Source organism: Mesorhizobium humile (genome assembly GCF_033977215.1).
In the GTDB taxonomy this organism is placed as follows: Bacteria; Pseudomonadota; Alphaproteobacteria; order Rhizobiales; family Rhizobiaceae; genus Mesorhizobium; species Mesorhizobium humile.
Map to the genome: position 1 here is coordinate 259,162 of NZ_JAVIIV010000003.1, position 18,818 is coordinate 277,979.

Consider the following 18,818-nt stretch of genomic DNA (forward strand, 5'->3'; position numbering starts at 1 on the left):
CCTCACGCGACCTCTCGCAATCCCTCACCGGTTCGCGCCCCCTCAGGCAGCGTCTCCATCGCCGCCTGCAGCAATATCTCGGCAAGTCGCGCCGCCACCGGGTCGAGCTCGGCGTCCTTCTGGTGCAGGTGCAGCGCCATCATCGGCAGGGCCGGGAGACCGAGCACCCCGGGCGCGATCGCCCTGACATTGGCCGGCAGGCCGATATCGGTGCGGATCGTCAGGCCAAGGCCAGCCGCCACCGCCGCCCAGATGCCGCCGAGGCTGGGGCTCGAGAAGGCCATGCGCCAGGGCAGGCCCGCGCGGTCGAGCGTCTCGGTCGCCACGGTCCTGAGCAGGCAGGGTGCCTCGAACACCACCAGCGGCAGCGGCTCGCCATCGCGCGGACCTGCCTCGATCGGTTTCGCCGGGCCGATCCAGCGCGCTTGCACGTCGGCGACATGCCGGCTGTAGGGCAGGGTCGTGCCGTCATGCCAGGCGAGGGCGATGTCGAGGTTGCCTGACAGGACACGCTCGGCCAGATCGTGGCTGCGCCCGATCCGCGCTTCGATCCGAACCTTGGGGTGGGCGCGGGCGAAGCGGCCGAGCACGTCGGGCAGCACGGCTTCGCCGAAATCCTCCTGCAGGCCGAGCCGCACCCAGCCTTCCAACTCGATGTCGCGAATGGCTGAGGCCGCCTCGTCGTTGAGCTCGATCAGCCGCCGTGCATAGCCAAGCATCGTCTCGCCGGCTTCGGTGAGCGCCAGGCCGCGCCCCGCCTTGCGGAAGATCGGCGTATCCGCCTGCTCCTCCAGCTTCTTCAGTTGCGCGCTGACGGCGGACGTCGAGCGTCCCAGCCGTTCGGCCGCCTTGGCGAAGCTGCCCAGCTCCATGCCGGTGACGAAGGTCCTGAGGACGTCGAGGTCGAACGTGACGCGGCGCATAAGATTGTCCTGATTTTCAGGATTGTTGATCAAAAACTTCCTGATTTTATGAATGAAGCTATGGCGCTACATCCCGTCCGTCAAGCCGTCAGCCGGCCGTCACGGGAATGGAACCATGTCCGCCTTCGTCACACGAAACGACTGCCAGCCGCCCAAGGGAGATATCGCCGGCGCCCCAGCGCGGCGCGACTTCGGCCCCAATCATCGCTGGAAGGTTCTGGGCATCGGCGTCGCCGCCAATGCCGGCTTCTCCGCCACCTTCTCCGGCATTCCGGCAACCGCGGTGGCGATGCGCCAGGGCTATCACCTCGACAATGCCTCCCTCGGCTTGGCGCTCGGTCTGCTCGGCCTTGGCGTGGCGCTGAGCGAGCTGCCCTGGGGCGTGCTCACCGACCGCTGGGGCGACCGCCGCGTGCTCCTGACCGGGCTCGGCGCGACGGCCGCATGGCTCTTCATCATGGCGCTGCTCGTCGTGCCGGCGAAAACGGCCGTTCCAGGCGTCGCGCTGCTGTCGGCAAGCCTGCTCGTCGCCGGCCTGCTCGGCGGCAGCGTCAACGGCTCCAGCGGCCGCGCCATTATGGGCTGGTTCGCGGAGGGCGAGCGCGGCTTCGCCATGAGCATCCGGCAGACGGCGGTGCCGCTCGGCGGCGGGCTGGGCGCGCTCGTCCTGCCTTCCCTGGCGCTGGCTGTGGGCTTCACCGCGGTCTTCGGCCTGCTTGCGGCCGTCTCTGCTCTGTCGGCCTGGTTTGCCTGGCGTTGGCTGCACGAGCCGCCGGTGGGAAGCGGCGGTCACGCCACCACTGCCACAAGCGGCCCGGCGCCCTTGCGCAACATCGAGGTATGGCGCAGCTCGACTGCCATCGGCCTGCTCTGTTTCCCGCAGGTGGCGGTGCTGACCTTCGGCTCGGTCTTCCTGCACGACTTCGCCGGCATGGGTACCTTTGTGACCAGCGCCACCCTCGCGGCGGTGCAGACCGGCGCCATGGTGATGCGCGTCTGGAGCGGGCGCTTCACCGACCGCCACGGCAACCGCCGCCCGTTCCTCAAACTCTGCAGCGCCTTGAGCGCGCTGGCCTTCCTGGTGCTTTGGCTGCTGGTGATCGGCGCCGCCGGCATTCCGGCGCTTATGCCGCTGCTGCCGCCGATGGTCGTCGTCGCCGGCATATCCGTCTCGGCCTGGCATGGCGTCGCCTATACCGAGCTTGCCACGCTTGCCGGCGCCGGCCATGTCGGGACCGCGCTCAGCTTGGCCAACAGTTTTGTGTTCATCGGCTTCTGTCTGGTGCCGATCGCCATTCCGTGGCTGCTGGTGGTCTTTGCATGGCCGGGCGTGTGGCTCGCGGCGGCGATCTGCGCTGCGCTCGCCTGGCCGATCTTCCTGCGCCCCGCTTGATTCACCCAAGCCTGATTCACCAGTCTGATTGTTCGCCGGCTTTGCTGTGAAAGCAGCAAGCCGGCTTTCCTCAAACATGAAAAGAACACGATCGATGTCGTTAACCCCGCATCAAGGTTAATGCTTCATTTTGGCTCTCCGGGGTCAGTAGCGTTCTGGAGAGTTCCGTGCATCGACGCGTTTCATTGCGGCTTGCCGCCGCCGCCGTTGCGAAAAAACGTTCCTTCCTTCCTCCTTTGGTGCTCGGGCTCGGTATCTGGATCGGCTTTCCGTCGGCCGTCGCCTATCAGGATATGGCAAGCCTGATCTCCGGCCTGGAATCGTCCAACGTCCGCTGGAACGCCTATATCGAGAAATCCGCCGCCGGCTCGGTGCATGCAGCCGAAATGCCGTTCGTCGATTCCGTCACCACCGGCTCGCTCTCCGGCTCCGGTGTGGACCTGCCGGGCGTCGGCACGGTGGCCTTTCGCGGCAAGGGCAATGTCGCAGGCGCCACGCCCGATGAAGACCGCGTCATACGCGCCGACAAGAAGGGCCGTTTGGTCAAGGTGGCGCCGGTCGCGCCGCCCAAGAATTTCAGCGCCGGCTCGATCTTCGAGCGCACCTCCTCGCTGCTGCGTCCCTCGATGGACAGCAACCTGAAGCTCACCTTCGCCAAGCCCGGCATCAAGGGCAAGGAAGTGCAGATCGCCCAGGCCTTCCATCTGCGCGAGGACAAGAAGCCGGATCCGGATCTGCCGGCGGCGCTTGTCGCCCTCGTCAACAACGACAAGCCGGATATCCTCGCCACCGCCTATGCCCAGTCGGCGCCCGACTACGCGAAGGCCTCGCCCTTCGAGGCGCTGCTGCAGGACGATCCGAACGACGGCCGCTTCATCCCGCCGATGGGCAAGGGCGACCATGCCTGGCTGCAGAACCCGCTGCCGGCGAGCGTCTTTTCCAAGCCCGAGCAGGCCTGCCTTGCCAAGGGCATCTATTTCGAGGCGCGCAGCGAGCCTGTCCGCGGCCAAGCGGCGGTGGCGCAGGTGATCCTCAACCGCGTCCGCAACCCGACCTATCCCAAGACGATCTGCGGCGTCGTCTACCAGAACGACAACTGGTTCAACCGCTGCCAGTTCTCCTTCGCCTGCGACGGCAGGAAGAAGATCATCACCGACCAGGCTTCCTACAAGACCGCCCAGGACGTCGCGATGGCGGTGACCGCCGGCAAGATCTTCATTCCCGAGGTCGGCTCGTCGACGCATTACTATGCCAATTACGTCCATCCGGGCTGGGCGCGCGCCATGCACAAGATGACAAGGATCGGCCTGCATATCTTCTACCGCACCTATGGCGGCGGCTGGAGCTGAGCCCTCAGGCGACTCGAACTGAGCCGGTTGGGCGGCTCGAGCCGAGCCGCCTAAACGACCGCTCCGGCGATCCTTCCTCCGTCCGCCGGCGCACCCCGGCGGACGCGGCTTGTTGCGCGGATTCGCGCCGAGTCCTCACGCGGCCGTGAAGGGCACGATGTCGCACCTCGATAAATCGTTGATTTAATTATCAAAAATACATCGCTTGGAAGTTCGGCCCGTGGCTTGACGGGCGCGGACCCTCTAACTATGTTGCCGGCGACTTTAGAAGCGGACGGACGGTGATCGTCTGCCCGGGCAGGGGGGTTGCGATGGCCGACAAAAACGGGCCAGACGGAACCGGAGAAACCGGCCGCGGCAGGCAGCCAGAAGCCACCATCCGCGACGACGAACTTGAGCGCCGCCGGCGCGATCTTGGAGCATCGCTTGCGACGAGACGCACGGACCGGCTCGAGGGGAAAGACGACGCGAAAGCTGCGACCGGTTACGGTCAGGCGCTGAAACTGTCCAGCGAGTTCATCGCCGGAGTGGTGGTCGGTGTCGGCTTGGGCTGGATCATCGACCGCGCGGCGGGAACAACGCCCTGGGGTCTGATCGTCGGCCTGCTGCTGGGTTTTGGCGCTGGTATACTGAATGTCCTGCGCTCTGCGGGGCTTGCATCCGAATTCGGCCAGGGCGGCAAGCCGCGCGAGCCGAAAGAATGAAGTGGGGCGCCGCAAGGCGCTGAAGCGAACTTAAGAAGCCGTGTGGCTTTGACGGGGATTTAAAGTGGCTGCTGCTGACAAGGTCGATCCGATCCACCAGTTCCAGATCCATCCGATCATCCCGCTGCATATCGGCGGCTACGACGTCTCGTTCACCAACTCTTCCCTGTTCATGGTCGTGACGATCGTGCTGGCCTCGGCTTTCCTCTATTGGAGCACGGCCAGCCGCGCCTTGATCCCGGGGCGCCTGCAGTCGGTCTCCGAAATGGCCTATGAGTTCGTCGGCAACATGCTGCGCGACGCCGCCGGCAAGCAGGGCATGCAGTTCTTCCCGCTGGTGTTCTCGCTGTTCATGTTCGTGCTGGTCGCCAACCTGATCGGCCTGTTCCCCTATTTCTTCACCGTCACCAGCCACCTCATCGTCACCTTCACGCTGGCGATCCTGGTCATCGGCACGGTCGTTGTCTACGGCTTTGCCAAGCACGGTTTAGGCTTCCTCAAGCTGTTCGTGCCGCATGGCGTGCCGGGCTATCTGCTGCCGCTGGTGGTGGCGATCGAAGTCATTTCCTTCGTCTCGCGTCCTGTCAGCCTCTCGGTTCGTCTTTTCGCCAACATGCTGGCCGGCCACATCACGCTGAAAGTGTTCTCGGGCTTCGTCGTCAGCCTCAGCGCGCTCGGCGCCGTCGGCATTGCCGGTTCGGTCCTGCCGCTCGCCATGGCGGTCGCGCTGACCGCTCTCGAACTGCTGGTCGCCTTCCTGCAGGCCTACGTCTTCGCGGTGCTGACCTGCATGTATCTGAACGACGCGCTGCACCCGAGCCACTGATCGATTTCACCGGCGCTCCGGCGCCAGCATACCCAACGTACCAACTGCAACGAACAAGCAACCACAGGAGTTTTGAAATGGACGCAACTGCAGCAGCTGCTATCGGCGCTGGTATCGCCTGCATCGGCATGGGCGGCGCGGGCATCGGCCTCGGCAACATCTTCGGCAGCTATCTCTCGGGCGCGCTCCGCAACCCGTCGGCTGCTGACGGCCAGTTCGGCCGCTTGATCTTCGGCTTTGCCGTGACCGAGGCTCTGGGCATCTTCTCGCTCCTCATCGCACTGCTGCTGGTGTTCACCAAGTAAGAAGCGCGCTGACAAAAGGGGCCGCATGGTGCGGCCCCGTATGGACAGGGGAATGAGATGTTCGTGACATCTGCCTTTGCGCAAGAAACCGCGCCGGCCGCGGCCGAGGGCGATACGCATGCGAGCACTGCGGTGCCTGCCGCGGAGCATGAGGCGTTCCCGCCGTTCGATGCCAAGACCTTCCCGTCGCAGATCCTGTGGCTGGTCATCACCTTCGGGCTCTTCTACCTGTTCCTGAAGCGCGTTGTGATGCCGCGTCTTGGTGGCATTATCGATGTCCGCAACGACCGCATCACCCAGGACCTCGATCATGCCGCAAGGCTGAAGGGCGAGGCCGATGCCGCCGTTGCCGCCTATGAGCAGGAACTGGCGGAGGCCAAGGCCAACGCCAACAAGATCGGCCAACAGGCAAGCGACGCCGCCAAGGCGGACGCCGAGGGCACGCGCAAGAAGCTCGAGGCCGAGCTCGAAAAGAAGCTCGGCGAGGCCGAGGCGAGCATCGCCTCGATCAAGGCCAAGGCGATGAAGGAAGTCGGCACGATCGCCGAGGACACCACGTCGGCCATCGTCGAGGCGCTTGTCGGCGGCAAGGCCGACAAGTCCGAGATCGCGGCCGCGGTCAAATCCGCGAGCCGGTAAGGAGCGGGATCATGGACGCCACATCACTTGCCACGCTCTGGGCCGCTATCGCCCTATTCATCTTCCTCGGCGCCATCATCTATCTGAAGGTGCCGGGCATGCTGACCAAGTCGCTAGACGCCCGCGCGGTCAAGATCAGCGCTGAGCTCGAGGAAGCGCGGCGCCTGCGCGAGGAGGCCCAGCAGCTGCTCGGCCAGTATCAGCAGAAGCGCAAGGAAGCCGAGAAGGAGGCCGCCGACATCGTCGCCGCCGCCAAGCGCGAGGCTGAGCTGCTTGCTTCCGAGGCCGCCAAGAAGACCGAGGACTATGTCGCCCGGCGCACCGCGCTTGCCGAGCAGAAGATCAGCCAGGCCGAACGCGAGGCCGTCAGTGAAGTGCGCGCCAGCGCCGTCGACATCGCCGTCGAGGCTGCCCGCGCGCTGCTCGCCGCCAAGGTCGACGTCAAGGCCGGCGCGGACCTGTTCAAGTCGGCGCTGGACGACGTCAAGGCCAAGCTGAACTGAGCCGACCGCAGTTACGAATGAGAAGCCGCCTGGGCAACCCGGCGGCTTTTTTGTTTGGGGAAGGAGCGGCGCTGAAGCTGCCAATCTCCATTGTGGGCGAGATGCCAGCAGGGCTGAGGGGGCGCGAAGGGCTGCTACATCTCGATCGTCATTCTAGGGCGGAGCAAGGAGCGGAGCGACGCGCGCAGACCCTAGAATCCATGCCGTGAGGTTAAGGCGTTGCAGCGGTTATAGAATTCTGCACCGTTGCGCTCTCCGGCGGAGGTCACGGCATGGATCCTCGGGTCAAGCCCGAGGATGACGAAGCGCCGGGGGAGATTAGCTATCACTCCAATCCGGCGAAGCTCTCTTCCTCAACCGGCTCCGCTCCGCCCAGCCTGAACGGCGCGAACGAGGCACGGTGCAGCCGTGCCACCGGCCCATGCGCCTCGATGGCGGTGCGGTGGCGGACCGTCGCGTAGCCCATATGCACCTCGAAGCCGTAATGCGCGTGGTGTCCGCCGCAGCCGCACATCATGCGGTCGCGCATCACCTTGGCGACGATCGAGGCGGCGGCGATCGATTGCGAGCGCTGGTCGCCCTTGACGAGCGCCCGGCCTTCGCAAGCGAGACCTGGCGGAACGTCACGACCATCGGCCAAAGCGAGTTTCGGCTGCAAGGACAGGCCGGCGGCGGCACGGCGCATCGCTTCCAAGCTCGCCTTCAGGATGTTGCTGTTGTCGATGCCTTCGGCGCTGATCGAGGCCATCGAGACGCTCAGCGCCGAGCCGAGGATCTTCAGGAACAGCGCCTCGCGCTGCAAATGGGTGAGGCGCTTGGAATCGTCGAGGCCTTCCGGGATATTGGCGGGGTTGAGCACCACCGCGGCGGCCACCACCGGACCCGCGAGCGGACCGCGGCCAGCCTCGTCCATGCCGGCGACCGGCCACAGCCCGTCGGCCATCGCCTTCGTCTCGATCGAGAAGTCGGGCTTCTCGACCATTTCAAAGAGAAGCGGAGAATCGGAACGCGCGCGAGCCATGGTGCGGCGAGGTTCGCATCGGCTCCGATTCTCCGCAAGTCCTTCCGGGTCGGATGGGGCGTCGGACCGGGAAGGCACCGTCTCGCGGCCGGGGGACAGTGGCCGGACGGGATACTTGAAAGGAGGGCAATTCCAGACGGAAAGTCGCTTGGCCTGGAACCGCTTAGCGCCGGCCCGTCATGGCCGGCACTGAGATTAAAGCAGCATCAGCTGCTCGCCGGCGCCGGAGCCCGCGACGAATTGGTCGGTGCGAAGCTGTCGCCGCTCGACATTGAGGCCGAGCCGCTTGGCCGCGATCTCGAAGCGCCTGCCGATCTGCCAGGCATAGGGACCGGCGCCTTTCATGCGTTTGCCCCATTCGGAATCGTAGTCCTTGCCGTCGCGCATCGAGCGGATCAGCGACATCACATGCCGGTAGCGATCCGGATAGTGACGCAGCAGCCAGTCCTTGAAGATCGGCGCCACTTCGAGCGGCAGGCGAAGGATGACATAGCCCGCCTCCCGGGCGCCGGCGGCTCTGGCCGAATCGAGGATGCGCTCCATCTCCGGATCGTTGAGACCGGGAATGACCGGCGCCACCATCACCGAGGCCGGGATGCCGGCGTCCGACAACTGCCTGATTGCCTCGAGCCGTTTCGTCGGCGTCGACGCGCGCGGCTCCATGGTTCTCGCCAGCATGCGGTCCATCGTCGTCACCGACAGCGCCACCTTGGCAAGGCCGCGCTCGGCCATGCGCGACAGGATGTCGATGTCGCGCGTCACCAGTGCAGACTTGGTGACGATGCCGACAGGATGGCCGCGCGCCTCCAGCACTTCGAGGATCTCGCGCATGATCCGGTATTGCTTTTCGATCGGCTGGTAGGGATCGGTGTTGGTGCCGATGGCGATCGTGCGCGGCTGGTAGCCCGGCTTCGACAATTCCCTGTCCAGCATGCGCGCCGCATCCGGCTTGGCGAACAGCTTCGATTCGAAATCGAGCCCCGGCGACAGGCCCATGAAGGCATGCGTCGGCCTGGCGAAGCAGTAGACGCAGCCATGCTCGCAGCCGCGATAGGGATTGATCGAACGGTCGAAGGAAATGTCCGGCGACTCGTTGCGGGTGATGATCGTGCGCGGCTTCTCGACCTGCACTTCCGTCTTGAAGGGCGGCAGTTCCTCCAGCGAGTTCCAGCCGTCATCGAACACATGACGGCTGACCGGCTCGAACCGGCCGGACGGGTTGATGCCGGCCGAGCGGCCGCGATTGCGGTCGGGCCGGACGCGCATGCCGCTCTGCTCGATCATCGCGTTCGCCATCTCGGCTCTGCCTGCTCCGAAAGCGGCAATGTCGGCGCGCACGATCTGTTCCATTTTCGCCCTCTCCCAGGGACTGTCGGCAGGCTGTCGAATCGCTCTGTTCATGAAACTATTCCTATTTCGCCGATGAGAACAAATCAAGAACTTTTTCGCTTCGAGCGCGCAACTGGCGCATCGCCGCACTTTCCGCTATTCGGCTAAAAATGCTCAGCGTTCTCATCGAGACCTTGAACGACGAAGAGGGGCTTGCCCGCACGCTCGCCTCGCTGGTCGGCGGCGCGGTCGAAGGCGTGGTCCGCGACGTGATCGTCTGCGATCAAGGCTCCGCCGACCAGACGCACCGGGTGGCCGAACATGCCGGCTGCCACTATGTGACCGGCGGGATCGGCGCCGGCATCGGCCAGGCCAAGGGCGATTGGCTGCTTTTTCTGGAGCCGGGCGCCCGGCTTGCCGAGGGATGGATCGACGAGGTGGTGGCGCACACGGCGAAGCAAACCATGCCGGCACGCTTTTCACGCGCCCGGGCCGATCGCGCGCCTTTCCTGGCGCGCGTCTTTTCGGGCAACCGTGCGCTGGCCGAGGGTCTGGTCATCAGCAAGCGTCAGGCCACGGCCCTGGCAAAGAGCGCGCGCAGCGCCGAGGCCCTGGCGCGGGGCCTTGCCACCAGAAGGCTGAACGCCGAAATCTGGGTGGCGCCGCCGAAGTGAGTTTCCTTCCTTCTCCCTGTTTTACGGGGAGAAGGTGCCGGCAGGCGGATGAGGGGCAGCGCCGACGTCTCCAGCGATTGCCCACCATTCGGGCGCTTTGCCTGTGCTTTACGAGGTGGGCTTGCCGCCGCGCCTGAGATGCTCGTCCAGCCGCGGCATGATCTCGACGAAGTTGCACGGCATGTGCCGGTAGTCGAGCTGCGCCTTGATGATCCCGTCCCAGGCGTCCTTGCAGGCGCCAGGCGATCCCGGCAGCACGAAGACGAAGGTGGCGTTGACGACGCCGCCGGTCGCCCGGCTCTGGATCGTCGAGGTGCCGATCTTGTCGTAGGAGATACGGTGGAACACTTCGGAAAAGCCGTCCATGCGCTTTTCGAAGATCGGCTCCAGCGCCTCCGGCGTCACGTCGCGGCCGGTGAAGCCGGTGCCGCCGGTGGTGATGACAACGTCGATGTTGTCGTCCTTCGACCAGCCGAGCACCTTGTCGCGGATCTTGTCGCGGTCGTCGGTGACGATGTCCCGCGCGGCAAGGGTATGGCCGGCTTCGGTGATGCGGTCGGCCAGCGTCTGGCCGGATTTGTCGTCGGCAAGGCTGCGCGTGTCGGAAACCGTTAACACCGCGATGCGCACCGGGATGAAGGGCCGGCTCTCGTCAAGCTTCGCCATCGCTCACTTCCATGCTGCGCGTCGCGGCGACGAACCAGTCGGGGTGGCGGGCGCGGATCTCGATCGCCGCGCGCTTGGCGACATTGCCCGTCTCGAACAGGCCGAAGCAGGTGGCGCCCGAGCCGGACATGCGCGCGAAGGCGGCGTCGGCACGCTTGAGCGCCTTCAGCGCCTCGCCGATCGCCGGCTGGATCGAGCGGGCGGCCGGTTCGAGATCGTTGCGCGTCGCCTCCAGCCAGTTGCGGATGGCGTGGAAGTCGAGGCGCTTCGGCAGCGGCGGCAACGCCTCATTGTCGCGGCTGAACAGCGCATTGAACACGTCGGGCGTCGAGACGGCGATGCCCGGATTGACCAGGACCAGGCCAAGCGCCGGAAAGGCGGGGAGCGGCGACACCTCATCGCCAATGCCGCGCGCGACCAGCGGTTTGCCCTTGAGGCACATCGGCAGGTCGGCGCCGAGCGTGAGGCCGATCCGGGCCAATGAAGCGCCGTCGATATCGAGCTTCCAGAGCCGCGCCAGGCCGTTGAGCGCGGCCGCCGCGTCGCTGGAGCCGCCGCCGACGCCAGAGGCGATCGGCAGGTTCTTCTCCAGCCGGATGGCAACGGGCGGCGCATGCTGCGCGTCGGCTTCCCGGCGCAAGGCATCGCGCGCCTTCACCACCAGATTGCCGGCGTCGAGCGGCAGGCCGGCGGCATAGCGGCCGGACACCGAGAAGTCGTCCTGCTCCGCCGGCTCGATCTCGAGCCGGTCGCCGAAGCGGGTGAAGACGGCCAGGCTGTCGATGAGATGGTAGCCGTCGACGCGCCGTCCGGTGACATGCAGCGCCAGATTGATCTTGGCAGGCGCAAGCCAGGTCCGGACCTCTGTGCCGGGCTCGAGAATGTCGGCTGCTGGCGAGATGGCTTCAGTCCTTGGCGAGACGATATTCGCCGGTCTTGGGATCCTTGACCAGCGTGCCCATCGTGCCGTTCGCCGCCTGTTTCTCGGTGCGCCGGATCTTGGCCGTCACGCGTTCGGCCTCGCGCACGAAAGCGCGGTAACCAAAGTAAGCGGCGGCGCCGACGACGGCGAAGAAAATGATCTGCGGCATCTCAAAACTCCTCCCGCGTTCTCGCGGCAAGGCCGGCCGGATGGGCTCGGTCAAGCGATCATGCTATCCGCAATCATGGCTTTTTCAAAGCCCGAAGCGAGCCCACAGCGCGCGCTCTTCCGCCGCATCGATGACGCCACTGGCGGCGGCCGCCGCGATATCGGGCGCAGAGAAGCGCGAGCCGAACAGGCCGAAACGGCCAAACAGACCGCGCGGCGCGGTGATCAGCTTGAGCTGCGTCTTGTCGCCGAAACGGGTCCTGAGCACGCCGCGCATATCGCCCAGCGCATCGACAAGGCCGAGCTCCAGGCCTCGCTTGGCGGTCCAGAACAGGCCGGTGAACAGGTCCGGGTCGTCCTTGAGCTTTGTACCGCGCCGCTCCTTGACGAGATCGATGAAGGTCTCGTGCACTTCAAGCTGCAGCGCCTTCAGCCGCTCGACATCTTCCTTCTTCTCCGGCTTGAACGGATCGAGCACGGCCTTGTTCTGCCCGGCCGTGTGGACACGCCGCTCGACGCCGATCTTCTTCATCAGTTCAGGGAAACCGAAAGAGGCCGAGACCACGCCGATCGAGCCGACGATCGACGACGGGTCGGCGAAGATCTCGTCGCCGGCGACCGCGATCATGTAGCCGCCGGAAGCCGCCACGTCCTCGACGAAGACCAGAACCTTCTTGTTCTTTTCCACCGCGAGATCGCGGATGCGCTTGAAGATCAGCCGCGACTGCACCGGCGAGCCACCCGGCGAATTGATCGAGATGGCGACCGCCGGCGCGTCGAAGCTGAACGCCTTTTCGATGAGGCCGGCCGTCGAGGCGAGCGACAGGCTCGGCCGGAACTGGCCGCCGCCGGCCATGATGGCGCCTTGCAGCCGGATGACCGGAATGGTGACGACTGTCGAGCGCCAGGATTTCGGCAGCAGGCGGTTGAAGAGGCGTTTCACGAAGGAATGTCTCCGGTCCATTTGCAAGGCAGCAAGATGAGATCAGGTCGGTTGGTCTGTTTCACGGCGTCATCTTGCCCTGGGCATGTAGGAATTCGCTGGCCAACGGCAATGCCGCATCGCCAGCCGGTGCATGTCGCGCAAAAGTGTGCAGCGGTTTTGCGAAACAGACATGCATAAACAAAAACTTGAAGCGCGTCGCTAGAATCCATTTCAACGCGACGCGCTTCAAGGATCAATCGCCGAACAGCGATGCCAGGCCGTTATTGATCATTTCGGTCCGCTCCGCCGGCGCGTTGCCGGACTGACCGTGCAAGGTGAGCGGCGGGCGGATCGACAGTTTTCCGCGCGCGCCGAGCACCGCCCTGACGACGATGCGGATCGCCGCCGCGTCCGGTCGCGGATGCACGCACAGCATCTCGGCATCGCCGAAACGCCCCTCGATCGCATCGAGGATGGCGACGAGCTGTTCGGGCCGCGCGATGGCGGCCAGCCCGCCGCGCGGCCTGGCGACGGCGGCGGCGCTCCTGATCCAGCGCTCGAACAGGCCATCCTCCGCGACATGCGCCTCCCGGCGCAGCGCGTCGGGGGTGGTGCGATCCTCGGCGGCGTTGAACGGCGGGTTCATGATCACGAAATCGAAGGAATTGTCGGCAAGTCCTGCCTCGGCCCGCGCCCGGCCGGCAAGCGTGACGTCGGCCGTCAGCACCGAGGCGCGGTCGCCGAGATGCGCATTGCCGGGATGCGAAAGCGTGGCGGCGGCGAACCCGGCCATTTCGGATGACCGTTCGACGAGCACGGCCTGGGCCGCCGGACAGCGCGACAGGACGGCAAGAGCGGCAGCACCCGCGCCCGCGCCGAAATCGGCGAGACGGCCGGAAAAGCCCGAAGGCACGGCGGCCGCCAGCATCATGGCGTCCATGCCGGCGCGATGACCGCCACGTCTCGGCTGCACCAGCCAGAAGCGGCCGCGATGGAAGGCATCGACCGTGTGTGCCGGCGTATCTGGGGCGATCGTCGCTGCCATTATTTCTGGCGAATTTCGTTTTCGATGCCGGCATCCTTCAGGATGCGGCGCGCCACGTCAGCCTTGTCGGCATCGACCATGACACGCTTCTGCAAAAGGCCGATCGACCCTTCGAGCACGCTCATATTCTGGTCGGCGACGAAACAGGCGATGCCGGCGTCGCGCATCAGCGATTCGACAAAGGAGATCACGACGGCGTCATTGGTGCGGACAAGCTCGATCATGGAACGAAAATCGCAGGTTGCGGCGTTTCTGTAAACGTGCGGGTAGACACACCGTCGGCAAAGCCGCGCCAATTCGCCTCTTGCCGTGCCCGGTTGTACCGCCCTAGAGTCGGCGCGGGATTAAGGGTGCCGTCGTGCGCGTTAACTCGTGCGCGTTAAACAGACGGGAGTTGTCGTGGTGGGTGTCGTTCTCAACATCGAAGGCAAGCGGGAACCCGCTTCCATCAAGGATTTGATCGATCTGACGGCTGCCGACATGGGCCGGGTCAACGAGTTGATCCTGTCCAAGGCCGGCTCCGACGTCGAGATGATCCCGGAGATCGCCAATCACCTGATCTCGTCGGGCGGCAAGCGGCTGAGACCGATGCTCACGCTCGCCGCCGCGCAGATGTTCGGCTATTCCGGCGAAGGCCATGTCAAGCTCGCCACGGCGGTCGAGTTCATGCACACGGCGACGCTCCTGCATGACGACGTGGTCGACGAGAGCGCGCTGCGCCGCGGCAAGAAGACGGCGCGCATGATCTGGGGCAACCAGGCGAGCGTGCTGGTCGGCGATTTCCTGCTCGGCCAGGCGTTTCGCATGATGGTCGAGGTCGGTTCGCTGGAAGCCCTCGACATCCTGTCGGCTGCGGCCTCCATCATCGCCGAGGGCGAGGTCATGCAACTTGCCGCCGCCAAGAACCTTGAAACCACCGAGGACGAGCATTTCGCCGTCATCAAGGCCAAGACCGCGGCGCTGTTTTCGGCCGCCGCCGAAGTAGGACCGGTCATCGCCCAGGCCTCGCGCACCGATCGCGCGGCACTTCGGTCCTACGGCATGAATCTCGGCCTTGCCTTCCAGCTCATCGACGATGCGCTCGATTATGGCGGCTCCAGCAAGGATCTCGGCAAGAATGTCGGCGACGATTTCCGCGAGGGCAAGGTGACGCTGCCGGTGATCCTCGCCTACCGGCGCGGCACCAAGGCCGAGCGCACCTTCTGGAAGCGCGCCATCGAGGACAATGTCGTCGACGATGCCGCGCTCGAAAAGGCCATCGGCCTGATGGCCCGCCACGGCGCGATCGCCGACACGATCGTCCGCGCCCGCCATTTCGGCGAGATCGCCCGCGACGCGCTCGCTCCGCTGGAGGCGACGCCGCAGAAGTCGGCTTTGATCGACGTCATCGATTTCTGCATCAGCCGCGTCAACTGAGCCTGTCTGTCTTCCGGGCCCTGCTTGGCATCCGTCGGGCAAGGCGCATGTGAATCCCGTGCTGGCCGTCTCGACAAAGGGCGGTTCGGCAAATTATCTATAAAATATGGCCAGCACAGAAGACACCATCGCCGTCCGCATCAGTAAGGAATTGGCGGACCGCATCATTTCGGGCGCCATCGAGCCTGGCTCGCGGCTGCGCCAGGACCATGTCGCCGAGGAATTCAACACCAGCCATGTCCCGGTGCGCGAGGCCTTTCGCCGCCTCGAGGCTCAGGGCCTGGCGATCAGCGAGCCTAGGCGTGGCGTGCGCGTCGCCGCCTTCGATCTCGGCGAGGTCAGGGAGGTGGCCGAGATGCGAGCGGCGCTCGAAGTGCTGGCGCTGCGCCATGCCGCGCCGCATCTGACGGCGTCGATCCTCGACCAGGCCGAGGAGGCGACCAAGGCCGGCGACAAGTCCCGCGACGTGCGCTCCTGGGAAGAGGCCAATCGCACCTTCCACCGGTTGATCCTGGCGCCCTGCAACATGCCGCGCCTGCTCTCCACCATCGACGACCTGCACGCGGCGAGCGCGCGCTTCCTGTTCGCGGCCTGGCGCTCCGAATGGGAAATCCGCACCGACCAGGATCATCGGGCGATCCTGAGCGCGCTCAGGCAAGGCAACGTCGAATCGGCCGCGGCCACGCTCGGGCGGCACGTGCAATGGATCGGCCAGAAGCCGGTCAAGACCGCCTCCGGCAGGACCCGCGACGCCTTCGCCATCGTCGGGTAGCGCAGGCGGGCGAGGCTTCCCAGCTTCGTCATTCCAGGGTTTCCGCGACGGAGCTCCGCTCCTGCTTCGCCCTGGAATGACGAACCCGCGGGCTTGCCATCTTCGCAAAAATATGGATTCGATAATAGATCGAACGCAAAAATTATCTATAATTTCAAGCCAGCCAGGGAAGACACCGTGACCAACGCAGCCGTTTCGACCTACAAGCCCTCCTTCAGCCCACTGCGCCTGCACAGCCGTTCTCTCGCCTGGCAGATCGGCGCCGTCATTCTCGGTTCGCTGTTCCTGGCGCTGTCGTCCTATATCGAGGTGCCGATGGTGCCGGTGCCGGTGACCATGCAGACTTTCGCCGTCACGCTGGTCGGCGCTCTCTATGGCTGGCGCTTCGGCGCGCTCACCATTGCCGCCTGGCTGGTCGAAGGCGCGGCAGGTTTTCCGGTGCTGGCGGGTGGCGCGGCCGGCATACAGCATTTCGTCGGCCCGACCGGCGGCTATCTCTTCGCCTTCCCGGTCGTCGGCGCCGTTGTCGGCTGGCTGGCCGAACGCGGCTGGAACGGCAACCGCGTCATGCTCGCCTTCGCCGCCATGCTCATCGGCAACCTGCTTTGCCTCGTTCTCGGCACCGCCTGGCTTGCCGTCATGATCGGCGCTGAGAAGGCCATCACCTTCGGTTTCCTGCCCTTCATCGTCGGCGGCCTGCTTAAGTCGGCGCTGGGCGCGGCGACGCTGAAGCTCTTTTCCACCTATCGGGCGGAACAGCGCGACCGCTCGTCCGGGACGCGATGACCGTCAGGCTGCGCGCCCATCATCTGCTCTGCCTGCTGACCTATGTCGGCAAGGGCTACTCGCCCGCCTTCACCGCCAACTACGACAAGGTGGTGAAGCGGCTGGGTGAGGGTGAGGGGGTTGTGGTCGTTTCCGGTCCGGACGACATCTGCGCCCCGCTGCTCGGCGAGCCTGAGCCGCATTGCCTGCGCCAAAGCGCCGCCGAGCGGGACCGGCTGGCCGCGCGTGACGTGGGGACTTTGCTCGGCCGGCCGATCCAGGCCGGCGACCGGTTCATGCTGGACGCCGCCAGCCTGGCGGGGATGCGCAAGGCCTTTTCCGCCGGCCTGACGCGCCAGGCATGCTCCGGCTGCGAATGGTCGGGCCTGTGCGACACGGTTGCCGCCGGCGGATTCAGCGGGACGCATCTGTAGGCAATCCGACGCTGGCATATGGGCATCTCAGACCTTCGCGCGGGATTTTTCGGTGGCGCGGCATCGTTTTTTAAGCCGGATGATTGCATTGTGATTCGCTTGGCGATTGAAGCCCGACCCCAAAAAGGCCATGCTTTGACCGGAAAAGATCGAGTCTAAGGGCGGCCTGCCAAGGGCGGGATCGCGTCTGGCTGAAAGGGATACGATGCGGCAAGGACGTGCGCGCTGGCTGACGAGGCTGGCATTTTTGACCGGAGTGGCGCTTTGGGTGCTGCCGGTCCAGGCCAAGGAAGAGGCCAAACCGCTGCAGATCACGTCTTTCTCGGGCGCCTATCTCGCGGCCCATATCGCCGAAAGCGACAACGACCTCGACGACGCGATCGCCTACTACAAGCAGGCGCTGGCCTTTGCGCCGGACGACAAGGAGTTGCAGCAGAGCCTGATGCTGGCGCTGGTCGCGCAAGGCCGCTTCGAGGAATCGCTGGTCTATGCCGACAAGCTGAAGGAAGTGCCCGATGTCGAGCGCTTCTCGCGCCTGGCGCTGGCCATCGATTCCTTCCACAAGAAGGATTACGCCAAGGCGCAGTATTGGCTGAAGCTCTCGCTCGAATCCGATCTCGACCGGTTGCTCTCCGGCGTCATGGAAGGCTGGGCCAAGGAGGGCGCCGGCAACGCGTCCGAGGCCATGGATTCCATCGACAAGCTCAAAGGCCCGGACTGGTTCGGCCTGTTCAAATCCTTCCACCGCGCGCTGATCGCCGATGCCGCCGGCCTGAACGACAAGGCCGATGAGATCTACGCCGCCACCATGGCCGACACCACGGCCGGCGGCTCTGCGCCCGAAACCTGGATGCGCAACGCCCAGGCCTATGCCTCGTTCCTGGTCCGCAAGGGCGACAAGTCGAAGGCCCTGGCGGTGTTGAACCAGGCCGAGGCGTTCGCGCCGGGCAAGCTCGAGATCACCACGCTGCGCGACCGCATCGCCAAGGGCGACAAGATCGAGCCGCTCGTCGCCGGCCCGGCCGACGGCGCGTCCGAAATCCTGCTCGACCTCGCCACCGCGCTCAACCGCGGCGGCGGCGAGCCTTTCGTGCGACTTTACCTGCAATACGCTCTGGCGCTGAAGCCGGACAGCGACGCCGCCCTTGTGCAGCTTGCCGCCGTTGCCGAGCAGCTGAAGGACGGCGAAGGCGCGGTCGCGCTCTACCGCCGCATTCCGGCGTCCTCGCCGCTGAAGGAGCTCTCCGACCTGCAGATCGGCCTCAACCTCGCCGATCTCGACAAGCATGACGAGGCGATCACCCATCTGAAGGCCTATCTCGACAAGCATCCGGACGACATGCGCGCCTATCTGGCGCTTGGCGGCGTCTACGGCTCGAAGGAAGATTTCCGCTCGGCCGCCAGTCTCTACGACAAGGCCGTCGAGCAGCTGAAGACGCCGACCGCCGCCAACTGGAACATCTTCTACCAGCGCGGCATCGCCTATGAGCGGCTGAAGGAATGGCCGAAGGCGGAACCGAATTTCCGCAAGGCGCTGGAGCTGCAGCCCGACCAGCCGCAGGTCATGAACTATCTCGGCTATTCCTGGGTCGACATGAACATGAACCTCAAGGAAGGCCTGGCGATGATCCAGAAGGCCGTCGACCTGCGGCCGAACGACGGCTACATCGTCGATTCGCTGGGCTGGGCCTATTTCCGCATGGGCCGCTTCGACGACTCCGTGCGCGAAATGGAGCGCGCCGTCTCGCTGAAGCCGGAGGATCCGGTCCTCAACGACCACCTCGGCGATGCCTACTGGCGCGTCGGCCGCAAGCTGGAGGCCACCTATCAGTGGACGCAGGCACGCGACCTGAAGCCCGATCCGGATGTGCTCGCCACTTTGCAGCAGAAGCTGCTCAAGGGCCTGCCGCCGATCGAATCCAACACCGCGCAGGAAACCCCGAAAATGAAGCCGGAGCCGACGCCTGTGCCGAAAGGCTGAGCGACTTCATCGACCTTCAAGAATCCGGGGCTCGTCGAGCCCCGTTTTCGTTTCGGCC

At 65.4% G+C, this 18,818-nt stretch carries 23 protein-coding genes; 13 read left to right on the forward strand and 10 right to left on the reverse strand.

What is annotated here, in order from left to right; all coding sequences use genetic code 11:
- Nucleotides 1-2: 2 nt before the first annotated feature.
- Nucleotides 3-923 (reverse strand): LysR substrate-binding domain-containing protein, encoded by a 921-nt coding sequence (locus RFM52_RS06565; protein ID WP_320294691.1) that lies wholly within the window; start codon nucleotides 921-923, stop codon nucleotides 3-5.
- 115 nt (nucleotides 924-1,038) lie between these two features.
- On the opposite strand from RFM52_RS06565, the gene RFM52_RS06570 reads away from it, so the two are divergent.
- From RFM52_RS06570 to RFM52_RS06600, 7 genes are all read left to right on the forward strand, one after another.
- On the forward strand, nucleotides 1,039-2,316 hold the full coding sequence (locus tag RFM52_RS06570) for an MFS transporter (RefSeq protein ID WP_320294692.1): 1,278 nt from the start codon (nucleotides 1,039-1,041) through the stop codon (nucleotides 2,314-2,316).
- A gap of 167 nt (nucleotides 2,317-2,483) precedes the next feature.
- Nucleotides 2,484-3,665, forward strand: a complete 1,182-nt coding sequence (locus RFM52_RS06575) for a cell wall hydrolase (protein WP_320294693.1) — start codon at nucleotides 2,484-2,486, stop codon at nucleotides 3,663-3,665.
- 311 nt (nucleotides 3,666-3,976) lie between these two features.
- Complete coding sequence (locus tag RFM52_RS06580; protein WP_320294694.1) at nucleotides 3,977-4,369, forward strand: AtpZ/AtpI family protein; 393 nt, start codon at nucleotides 3,977-3,979, stop codon at nucleotides 4,367-4,369.
- A 64-nt stretch (nucleotides 4,370-4,433) separates the two neighbouring features.
- Nucleotides 4,434-5,195 (forward strand): F0F1 ATP synthase subunit A, encoded by a 762-nt coding sequence (locus tag RFM52_RS06585; RefSeq protein WP_320294695.1) that lies wholly within the window; start codon nucleotides 4,434-4,436, stop codon nucleotides 5,193-5,195.
- A 77-nt stretch (nucleotides 5,196-5,272) separates the two neighbouring features.
- Nucleotides 5,273-5,500, forward strand: coding sequence for a F0F1 ATP synthase subunit C (locus RFM52_RS06590; protein WP_095816382.1), 228 nt, complete (start codon nucleotides 5,273-5,275; stop codon nucleotides 5,498-5,500).
- Nucleotides 5,501-5,557: 57 nt separating this feature from the next.
- On the forward strand, nucleotides 5,558-6,139 hold the full coding sequence (locus RFM52_RS06595; protein WP_320294696.1) for a F0F1 ATP synthase subunit B: 582 nt from the start codon (nucleotides 5,558-5,560) through the stop codon (nucleotides 6,137-6,139).
- An 11-nt stretch (nucleotides 6,140-6,150) separates the two neighbouring features.
- Entirely contained in the window at nucleotides 6,151-6,642 is a 492-nt protein-coding gene (locus RFM52_RS06600) for a F0F1 ATP synthase subunit B (RefSeq protein WP_320294697.1), read from the forward strand.
- 325 nt (nucleotides 6,643-6,967) lie between these two features.
- Here the strand turns inward: RFM52_RS06600 and rnhB are convergent, their stop codons facing one another.
- The gene (gene rnhB, locus RFM52_RS06605) at nucleotides 6,968-7,663 is read right to left on the reverse strand and encodes a ribonuclease HII (protein WP_320294698.1); all 696 of its coding nucleotides are present in this window, start codon (nucleotides 7,661-7,663) and stop codon (nucleotides 6,968-6,970) included.
- Nucleotides 7,664-7,858: 195 nt separating this feature from the next.
- The gene (locus tag RFM52_RS06610) at nucleotides 7,859-9,013 is read right to left on the reverse strand and encodes a PA0069 family radical SAM protein (RefSeq protein ID WP_320294699.1); all 1,155 of its coding nucleotides are present in this window, start codon (nucleotides 9,011-9,013) and stop codon (nucleotides 7,859-7,861) included.
- Nucleotides 9,014-9,162: 149 nt separating this feature from the next.
- Between RFM52_RS06610 and RFM52_RS06615 the strand changes: the two genes are divergently transcribed.
- Nucleotides 9,163-9,666 (forward strand): glycosyltransferase, encoded by a 504-nt coding sequence (locus tag RFM52_RS06615; protein WP_320294700.1) that lies wholly within the window; start codon nucleotides 9,163-9,165, stop codon nucleotides 9,664-9,666.
- Nucleotides 9,667-9,774: 108 nt separating this feature from the next.
- Here the strand turns inward: RFM52_RS06615 and moaB are convergent, their stop codons facing one another.
- The 7 genes from moaB to RFM52_RS06650 form a co-directional block, all read right to left on the reverse strand.
- Nucleotides 9,775-10,332, reverse strand: a complete 558-nt coding sequence (moaB, locus tag RFM52_RS06620; protein ID WP_320294701.1) for a molybdenum cofactor biosynthesis protein B — start codon at nucleotides 10,330-10,332, stop codon at nucleotides 9,775-9,777.
- On the reverse strand, nucleotides 10,319-11,215 hold the full coding sequence (locus tag RFM52_RS06625; protein WP_320295031.1) for a 4-(cytidine 5'-diphospho)-2-C-methyl-D-erythritol kinase: 897 nt from the start codon (nucleotides 11,213-11,215) through the stop codon (nucleotides 10,319-10,321). The genes moaB and RFM52_RS06625 overlap by 14 nt, the downstream gene beginning before the upstream one ends.
- A gap of 22 nt (nucleotides 11,216-11,237) precedes the next feature.
- Complete coding sequence (locus RFM52_RS06630; RefSeq protein ID WP_027164591.1) at nucleotides 11,238-11,423, reverse strand: membrane protein; 186 nt, start codon at nucleotides 11,421-11,423, stop codon at nucleotides 11,238-11,240.
- A gap of 84 nt (nucleotides 11,424-11,507) precedes the next feature.
- Complete coding sequence (locus RFM52_RS06635) at nucleotides 11,508-12,365, reverse strand: S49 family peptidase (protein ID WP_320294702.1); 858 nt, start codon at nucleotides 12,363-12,365, stop codon at nucleotides 11,508-11,510.
- Between the two features lie 61 nt (nucleotides 12,366-12,426).
- On the reverse strand, nucleotides 12,427-12,597 hold the full coding sequence (locus RFM52_RS06640) for a hypothetical protein (protein ID WP_320294703.1): 171 nt from the start codon (nucleotides 12,595-12,597) through the stop codon (nucleotides 12,427-12,429).
- 3 nt (nucleotides 12,598-12,600) lie between these two features.
- A complete protein-coding gene (locus tag RFM52_RS06645) occupies nucleotides 12,601-13,392 on the reverse strand; it encodes a tRNA1(Val) (adenine(37)-N6)-methyltransferase (protein ID WP_320294704.1) in 792 nt (263 codons plus the stop codon).
- A complete protein-coding gene (locus RFM52_RS06650) occupies nucleotides 13,392-13,616 on the reverse strand; it encodes a putative signal transducing protein (RefSeq protein ID WP_040991013.1) in 225 nt (74 codons plus the stop codon). The genes RFM52_RS06645 and RFM52_RS06650 overlap by 1 nt, the downstream gene beginning before the upstream one ends.
- Before the next feature lie 178 nt (nucleotides 13,617-13,794).
- On the opposite strand from RFM52_RS06650, the gene RFM52_RS06655 reads away from it, so the two are divergent.
- From RFM52_RS06655 to RFM52_RS06675, 5 genes are all read left to right on the forward strand, one after another.
- Nucleotides 13,795-14,808 carry a polyprenyl synthetase family protein gene (locus tag RFM52_RS06655; RefSeq protein ID WP_320294705.1) on the forward strand — a complete coding sequence of 338 codons (1,014 nt, stop codon included), beginning with the start codon at nucleotides 13,795-13,797 and terminating at the stop codon, nucleotides 14,806-14,808.
- A 106-nt stretch (nucleotides 14,809-14,914) separates the two neighbouring features.
- The gene (locus tag RFM52_RS06660) at nucleotides 14,915-15,580 is read left to right on the forward strand and encodes a GntR family transcriptional regulator (RefSeq protein WP_320294706.1); all 666 of its coding nucleotides are present in this window, start codon (nucleotides 14,915-14,917) and stop codon (nucleotides 15,578-15,580) included.
- A gap of 177 nt (nucleotides 15,581-15,757) precedes the next feature.
- Nucleotides 15,758-16,366 (forward strand): biotin transporter BioY, encoded by a 609-nt coding sequence (locus RFM52_RS06665; RefSeq protein WP_320294707.1) that lies wholly within the window; start codon nucleotides 15,758-15,760, stop codon nucleotides 16,364-16,366.
- Nucleotides 16,363-16,779: a DUF1284 domain-containing protein gene (locus RFM52_RS06670; RefSeq protein ID WP_320294708.1), complete on the forward strand. Its 417-nt coding sequence runs from the start codon at nucleotides 16,363-16,365 to the stop codon at nucleotides 16,777-16,779. The genes RFM52_RS06665 and RFM52_RS06670 overlap by 4 nt, the downstream gene beginning before the upstream one ends.
- Before the next feature lie 205 nt (nucleotides 16,780-16,984).
- Entirely contained in the window at nucleotides 16,985-18,760 is a 1,776-nt protein-coding gene (locus RFM52_RS06675) for a tetratricopeptide repeat protein (RefSeq protein ID WP_320294709.1), read from the forward strand.
- Nucleotides 18,761-18,818 lie beyond the last annotated feature (58 nt).